Below are 6,847 nucleotides of genomic sequence, written 5' to 3' on the forward strand. Positions count from 1 at the left end.
GCTACAAGGGCCGGCGCGGGCGGCGTGACGGGTGACCCCGGTGGTCGTTAGGCGGGGCGAGTGGGGGGCTCGTGCCGGGTTGGTCGTTGGGGGTTGGCAGGCGATGGTGGTGCAGCAGCACAGGTGCGGAGGCGGGGCTCTGGCTGTCTGCGCCCTTGCCGTGGCGGGTGTGATGGCGGTGACCGCGGGGTGCTCCGACGGGAGCGGCGGCGCAGGGCACGGTGAACGGCTCCGGGCCGGGGCGCCCGGGGCCGGTGGTCCTGGCGAAACGCTTCGGCGGGCGGCGGACGTGCTGGCCGCGGCGGGCAGCGCCGAGATGCGTACGTCGATGGAGACTGCGGCCGGCGGGACGCGGGTGACGATCAGAGGCCAGGGGACGTACGACTTCCGCAGACAGCTGGGACGGATCAAGGTGATCCTGCCGAGGGACGCCGTCGGGGAGACCGGGCACCGGCCGATCACCGAACTGCTGGCCCCGGGTGCGCTGTACATGAAGAACCGCGGGGCCGGGGTGCCCGACGAGAAGTGGGTGCGGGTCGACACGACGACGCTGGAGGACGGAAACCTCGTCACGGGCGGGGTGACCGATCCGACGGCCGCCGCCGAACTGCTGCGCGGGGCACGTGAGGTGACGTACGTGGGGAAGACGGAGCTCGCCGGGGTGACGGTCCATCACTACCGGGGAACCGCCGACCTCGGACGGGCGGCGCGCGCCGCGTCGGCGGAGTCGAGGGGTGCGCTGACCGCGGCGGCGAATGGGTTCAGCACGGACACGGTGCCGTTCGACGCGTACCTCGACAAGGACGGGCGGCTGCGCAAGGTGCGCCACCGTTTCAGCTTCGCCTCCGAGGGGCCGGCGGTGGCGGTGGTGTCCACGATGCTGCTGTACGGGTTCGGGGTGCCGGTCGTCGTGCGGCTGCCGGACCGGGGCGACATCTACACGGGCTTGATCCAGCAGGGGCAGGGCGGCGAGAGGGACCGGTAGGGAGGGGGCCGAAATGGTCCGTCCGTGCCATGCGCGGTGAGTGTCCGCTCCCTACGCTAGGAAGCCGGTGCGCCAGGAGTCGGCGACGGCAGAGAGAGGTGACGCACGTGGTGACGCTCAGCGCCCCGAATGCTCAGGACTGTTTGGCTCTGGCCGAGATCGAACTCTGCGGCGAGCTCATGATCGCGGCCTCGGCCGCCCGTGAGGACCGGCTCAGTCCCGACCGTATCGACGAGGTGCTCAACGTCGGGACCGGCGACTGGTAGCCGGCCCCCCGGCAGGCAGGCCGCCGGGGGTGACATCGCGCACGTCGCGGGGGTCCGCGTTCCGGCTCATGTACGGAGCAGGCGGGCGATCGCCTTCGTGGCCTCCTCGACCTTCGCGTCGATCTCCTCGCCGCCCTTGACGGCGGCATCGGCGACGCAGTGGCGCAGGTGCTCCTCGAGAAGCTGGAGTGCGAAGGACTGGAGGGCCTTGGTGGACGCCGAGACCTGGGTCAGTATGTCGATGCAGTAGACGTCCTCGTCGACCATCCGCTGGAGGCCGCGGACCTGGCCCTCGATCCGGCGCAGGCGCTTGAGGTGCTCGTCCTTCTGGTGGTGGTAGCCGTGGATACCGCGGTCGTGGTCGGTGACGACGGTGGCCGTACCGGCTTCCGTACCCGGCTCCGCACCCGCGGAACCGGCTGCCTCAGTAGCCTCGGTGGTGGTCATTGCATCCTCCCGTTGTCTGTTGCCCTGCCCGTTCATATACCCCTGCCGGGTATATGGTACCGAATCCAGCCGAAACGTGACCGGGGGTCCGTGCTGATCACTGTGCCCGATGGGCGACACTGAATAACGCCGGTTAGCCGTGGCCGGATGATGCGCCTAGCATCAGCCTGACCGAATCCAAAGCATCCCGAGGACCCCACGTGCGCTTTCGTCTGACCCCCAGGGAGACGAGCTTCTACGACATGTTCTCCGCATCCGCGGACAACATCGTCACGGGCTCGAAGCTCCTCATGGAACTGCTCGGGGCGGACTCTGCCTCCCGAGTCGAGATCGCGGAGCGTATGCGGGCAGCGGAGCACGCGGGGGACGACGCGACCCACGCGATCTTCCACCAGCTCAACTCCTCGTTCATCACGCCCTTCGACCGCGAGGACATCTACAACCTCGCCTCGTCGCTCGACGACATCATGGACTTCATGGAGGAGGCCGTCGACCTGGTCGTGCTGTACCAGGTCGAAGAGCTCCCCAAGGGCGTCGAGCAGCAGATCGAGGTACTGGCCCGGGCGGCGGAACTGACCGCCGAGGCCATGCCGAGTCTGCGGACCATGGAGAACCTCACCGAGTACTGGATCGAGGTCAACCGTCTGGAGAACCAGGCCGACCAGATCCACCGCAAGCTGCTCGCGCAGCTCTTCAATGGCAAGTACGACGCCATGGAGGTGCTGAAGCTCAAGCAGATCGTGGATGTGCTGGAAGAGGCCGCTGACGCGTTCGAGCACGTCGCGAACACCGTGGAGACCATCGCGGTCAAGGAGTCCTGAACCTCGTGGACACCTTTGCGCTGATCGTGACCATTGGTGTCGCGCTCGGCTTCACATATACGAACGGCTTCCACGACTCGGCGAACGCCATCGCCACCTCGGTCTCCACCCGGGCGCTGACCCCGCGTGCGGCCCTGGCGATGGCCGCCGTGATGAACCTCGCAGGCGCCTTCCTGGGCCAGGGGGTCGCCAAGACCGTCAGCGAGGGGATCATCGCCACGCCCGAGGGGTCGAAGGGAATGGCGATCCTGTTCGCGGCGCTGGTCGGCGCGATCATCTGGAACCTCGTCACCTGGTACTACGGCCTGCCGTCCTCGTCCTCGCACGCCTTGTTCGGCGGCATGGTCGGCGCGGCGCTGGCCGGCGGGACGTTGGTGCACTGGGACGGCGTGCTCGAGAAGATCGTCATCCCGATGTTCCTCTCGCCGGTCGTCGGCCTGATCGTGGGCTATCTGGTGATGGTCGCGATCATGTGGATGTTCCGGAAGTCCAACCCGCACAAGGCCAAGCGCGGCTTCCGTATCGCGCAGACGGTCTCGGCGGCGGGCATGGCGCTCGGTCACGGTCTTCAGGACGCGCAGAAGACGATGGGCATCGTGGTGATGGCCCTGGTCATCGCCGACGTCGAGGGACCGAACGACGAGATTCCGGTCTGGGTGAAGATCGCCTGTGCGCTGATGCTCTCGCTCGGTACGTACGCGGGCGGCTGGCGCATCATGCGTACGCTCGGCCGGAAGATCATCGAGCTGGATCCGCCGCAGGGGTTTGCGGCGGAGACGACGGGGGCGTCGATCATGTTCGGCTCGGCGTTCCTGTTCCACGCGCCGATCTCCACGACGCACGTGATCACTTCCGCGATCATGGGTGTGGGCGCCACGAAGCGGGTGAACGCGGTGCGGTGGGGTGTTGCCAAGAACATCATCCTCGGGTGGTTCATCACCATGCCGGCGGCTGCGCTGGTCGCTGCGCTGAGCTACGGGGTTGTGCGGCTGCTGTTCGGGTGACGGGGGTGGGGTGGTGCCGGGGGCGCCCGGTGACCGCTTTGTCCTCAAGCGCCGGACGGGCTGAAAGATGTCCTCAATCGCCGGACGGGCTTGATGTGGCCGGCCCCGTCGCTCGGCTCGCAGGCTTGATGTGGCCGGTCTCGGCCTCGATGGTCAGGTGCCGGACGCCTACTCGTACATATGGGTCCGCCCCGCTCTCCTCGTGGAGAGCGGGGCGGACCCTTTGCCTTGTGGTGGCACCGCCATGCAGCACCCCAAGGCCGTCTGTGGGTTATCCGAAGCGGCCGGAGATGTAGTCCTCCGTGGCCTGGACCGACGGGTTGGAGAAGATCCGCTCCGTCTCGTCTATCTCGATGAGACGGCCCGGCTTGCCCACCGCCGAGAGGTTGAAGAACGCCGTACGGTCCGAGACGCGCGCCGCCTGCTGCATGTTGTGCGTCACGATGACGATCGTGAAGCGCTCCTTCAGCTCACCGATCAGGTCCTCGATGGCGAGGGTCGAGATCGGGTCGAGGGCCGAGCACGGCTCGTCCATCAGGAGTACCTGCGGCTCGACCGCGATGGCGCGGGCGATGCACAGGCGCTGCTGCTGGCCGCCGGAGAGGCCGGAGCCGGGCTTGTTCAGCCGGTCCTTGACCTCGTTCCAGAGGTTGGCGCCCTTCAGGGACTTCTCGACGACGTCCGCCAGCTGGCTCTTCTTGTACGAGCCGTTCAGCCTGAGGCCCGCTGCGACGTTGTCGAAGATCGACATGGTCGGGAACGGGTTCGGGCGCTGGAAGACCATGCCGACCGTGCGGCGCACGGTGACGGGGTCGACGCCGGGGCCGTACAGGTTCTCGTCGTCCAGCAGCACCTTGCCCTCGACGCGGCCACCGGGGGTGACCTCGTGCATCCGGTTCAGGGTGCGCAGGAACGTGGACTTGCCGCAGCCGGACGGGCCGATGAAGGCGGTCACGGAGCGGGGCTCCACGGTCATCGAGATGTCCTCGATGGCCTTGTGGCTGCCGTAGTAGGCGGTCAGACCGCCGATGTCGATTCGCTTGGCCATGGGGATCACTGCTTCTTTCGGGAGGTCGCTGTTGGCCGCGTCAGCGACCGGTCTTGGGGGCCTTCCAGCGGGCGATGCCGCGGGCCACCAGATTGAGGAGCATGACGAAGACGATCAGGACCAGTGCACCGGCCCAGGCGCGGTCGTACGACGCCTCGCTGCCGATCTTGTACTGCTCCCAGATGTAGAAGGGGAGCGACGACTGGGCGCCTTCGAAGGGGTTGGGGTTGATCAGCTGGCTGCCGAAGACCAGCAGCATGATCGGTGCGGTCTCACCGGCGATACGGGCGATGGCGAGCATGACGCCCGTCGTGATGCCGCCGATCGCGGTCGGGATGACCACCTTCAGGATGGTGCGCCACTTCGGGATGCCGAGGGCGAGGGAGGCCTCGCGGAGCTCGTTCGGTACGAGCTTGAGCATCTCCTCGGTGGAGCGGACCACGACCGGGATCATCAGGATCGTCAGGGCCAGCGAGCCCATCAGGCCGGACGGCTGGAGTCCCGCCATCAGCATGATCGAGAGGATGAAGAGGCCGGCGACGATCGAGGGGATGCCCGTCATCACGTCGACGAAGAAGGTGACGGCCTTGGCCAGCGCACCCTTGCCGTACTCGACCAGGTACACGGCGGTCAGCAGACCGATCGGGGCGGAGATCACGGTGGCGATGCCGACCTGCTCCAGCGTGCCGATCAGCGCGTGGTAGACGCCGCCGCCCGGCTCCGTACCAAGCACTCCGGCCATGGAGTGGGTGAGGAAGTAGCCGTCCAGCACCTTCATGCCGCGGCCCACCGTCGTCCAGATCAGGGACGCGAGCGGGACGATCGCGAGGAGGAAGCAGACCCAGACGAGGCTGGTGGCGAGACGGTCCTTGGCCTGGCGCTGGTTCTCGACCGCTGTCGTCGCGGCGTACGAGATGACCACGAACAGCAGCGCGGAGATCAGGCCCCACTGGATGCGGCTCTCCCAGCCGGCCGCCGAGCCGATCCCGACGCCGAGGGCGATCGAGACGGCGGCGAAGCCGAGCGGGGCCCAGCGCGGGAGCGACCGGCTGCGCAGCGTGCTCTTGCTCGGGGGCGGTGTGGGCGTCGGACGTTCCTGGACGCTCGTGTGTGTCGTGCTCATGCGTTGGCCCCCGAGTACTCCTTGCGGCGGGCGATGATGAGCCGCGCAGCGCCGTTGACCAGCAGGGTGAGGACGAAGAGGACCAGACCGGAGGCGATCAGGGCGTCGCGCCCGAGCTGGTTGGCCTCGTCGAACTTCGCGGCGATGTTCTGGGCGAACGTGCCGCCGCCCGGGTTGAGCACATGCAGCGAGATGAGGAAGCTCGGCGACAGGACCGTGGCGACGGCCATCGTCTCGCCGAGCGCTCGGCCCAGACCCAGCATCGATGCCGAGATCACGCCGGAACGGCCGAACGGCAGCACCGAGAGGCGGATGACCTCCCACCGGGTGGCGCCCAGCGCGAGCGCGGCTTCCTCGTTCATCTTCGGGACCTGGAGGAAGACCTCGCGGCTGACGCTCGTCACGATCGGCAGGATCATGATCGCGAGCAGGATGCCGACGGTGAAGAGCGAGCGGGCGACGCCGACCTCGGTCTTCTCGAAGATGTACGTCCAGCCGAAGAACTGGTCGAGCCAGAGGTTCAGGCCCTCCAGATACGGCACGAGGAAGAGGGCGCCCCAGATGCCGTAGATGATGCTCGGCACTGCGGCCAGCAGGTCGACGACGTACGCGAGGGGCGCGGCCAGCTTGCGGGGCGCGTAGTGCGAGATGAAGAGGGCGATGCCGACAGCGATCGGAACCGCGATGGCCATCGCGATGATCGAGCTGACGACGGTGCCGAAGAGAAGGACCGCGATGCCGAAGACCGGCGGGTCACCGGCCGGGTTCCAGTCGAAGGTGGTGAAGAAGTTGCCTTCGTCCTTCGAGACGGCGAGTACGGCGCGGTAGCTCAGGAACACGGCGATGGACGCCATGAGCACGAGCAGCAGAATGCCTGAACCCTGCGAGAGGCCCAGGAAGATCTTGTCGCCTGCGCGCCCGGTGGACTGGGTGCGCTTTCGTTGGGCCGGCGGGGCCGGTGGTGTGTCTATCGGTGTGATGGAAGCCATGGTCTTTCCGGTCTGTGTGGGGGAGCCAGTGGCTCCCCTGGCGGCGGTGCACCGGATGGGTTCTGTAGGGCGGGCGGCGGGGCGGGGCCGGGGGGGGGGGCCCGCCCGCCCCCCCCCGGGGTGGGGGGGGTGGGGCGGGTTTAGAGCGTGGTAGTAAAAAAAAA

At 67.8% G+C, this 6,847-nt stretch carries 8 protein-coding genes; 4 read left to right on the plus strand and 4 right to left on the minus strand.

All coding sequences use genetic code 11. The features are described from left to right. Positions 1 to 103 precede the first annotated feature (103 nt). Positions 104 to 985: a hypothetical protein gene (locus ACFT7S_RS36780; RefSeq protein ID WP_382740300.1), complete on the plus strand. Its 882-nt coding sequence runs from the start codon at positions 104 to 106 to the stop codon at positions 983 to 985. 107 nt (positions 986 to 1,092) lie between these two features. Then, the gene (locus ACFT7S_RS36785; RefSeq protein ID WP_382740321.1) at positions 1,093 to 1,251 is read left to right on the plus strand and encodes a hypothetical protein; all 159 of its coding nucleotides are present in this window, start codon (positions 1,093 to 1,095) and stop codon (positions 1,249 to 1,251) included. A gap of 66 nt (positions 1,252 to 1,317) precedes the next feature. Here ACFT7S_RS36785 and ACFT7S_RS36790 read toward each other — a convergent pair whose 3' ends face one another. Further along, a complete protein-coding gene (locus ACFT7S_RS36790; protein ID WP_382740303.1) occupies positions 1,318 to 1,698 on the minus strand; it encodes a metal-sensitive transcriptional regulator in 381 nt (126 codons plus the stop codon). Positions 1,699 to 1,898: 200 nt separating this feature from the next. Here ACFT7S_RS36790 and ACFT7S_RS36795 point away from each other — a divergent pair, with 200 nt between their 5' ends. Then, on the plus strand, positions 1,899 to 2,519 hold the full coding sequence (locus ACFT7S_RS36795) for a DUF47 domain-containing protein (RefSeq protein WP_073720505.1): 621 nt from the start codon (positions 1,899 to 1,901) through the stop codon (positions 2,517 to 2,519). Between the two features lie 5 nt (positions 2,520 to 2,524). Next, a complete protein-coding gene (locus ACFT7S_RS36800; RefSeq protein WP_382740306.1) occupies positions 2,525 to 3,523 on the plus strand; it encodes an anion permease in 999 nt (332 codons plus the stop codon). 271 nt (positions 3,524 to 3,794) lie between these two features. Here the strand turns inward: ACFT7S_RS36800 and pstB are convergent, their stop codons facing one another. Genes pstB through pstC form a run of 3 tightly spaced genes read right to left on the minus strand, consistent with a single transcriptional unit; the run spans position 3,795 to position 6,683 of the window. Further along, a complete protein-coding gene (gene pstB, locus ACFT7S_RS36805; RefSeq protein WP_382740309.1) occupies positions 3,795 to 4,571 on the minus strand; it encodes a phosphate ABC transporter ATP-binding protein PstB in 777 nt (258 codons plus the stop codon). A gap of 40 nt (positions 4,572 to 4,611) precedes the next feature. Then, positions 4,612 to 5,694, minus strand: coding sequence for a phosphate ABC transporter permease PstA (pstA, locus tag ACFT7S_RS36810; RefSeq protein ID WP_382740312.1), 1,083 nt, complete (start codon positions 5,692 to 5,694; stop codon positions 4,612 to 4,614). Beyond that, positions 5,691 to 6,683, minus strand: coding sequence for a phosphate ABC transporter permease subunit PstC (gene pstC / locus ACFT7S_RS36815; protein ID WP_382740315.1), 993 nt, complete (start codon positions 6,681 to 6,683; stop codon positions 5,691 to 5,693). The genes pstA and pstC overlap by 4 nt, the downstream gene beginning before the upstream one ends. Between the last annotated feature and the right edge of the window lie 164 nt (positions 6,684 to 6,847).

Origin of the sequence: Streptomyces sp. NPDC057136, assembly GCF_042670885.1 — a bacterium.
Classification (GTDB): domain Bacteria; phylum Actinomycetota; class Actinomycetes; order Streptomycetales; family Streptomycetaceae; genus Streptomyces.

Bases quoted from the DNA above. Each gene is read 5' to 3' on its own strand.
- ACFT7S_RS36780 (WP_382740300.1), top strand. From the start codon at position 104: ATGGTGGTGCAGCAGCACAGGTGCGGAGGCGGGGCTCTGGCTGTCTGC.
- ACFT7S_RS36790 (WP_382740303.1), bottom strand. From the start codon at position 1,698: ATGACCACCACCGAGGCTACTGAGGCAGCCGGTTCCGCGGGTGCGGAG.
- pstB (WP_382740309.1), bottom strand. From the start codon at position 4,571: ATGGCCAAGCGAATCGACATCGGCGGTCTGACCGCCTACTACGGCAGC.
- pstA (WP_382740312.1), bottom strand. From the start codon at position 5,694: ATGAGCACGACACACACGAGCGTCCAGGAACGTCCGACGCCCACACCG.
- pstC (WP_382740315.1), bottom strand. From the start codon at position 6,683: ATGGCTTCCATCACACCGATAGACACACCACCGGCCCCGCCGGCCCAA.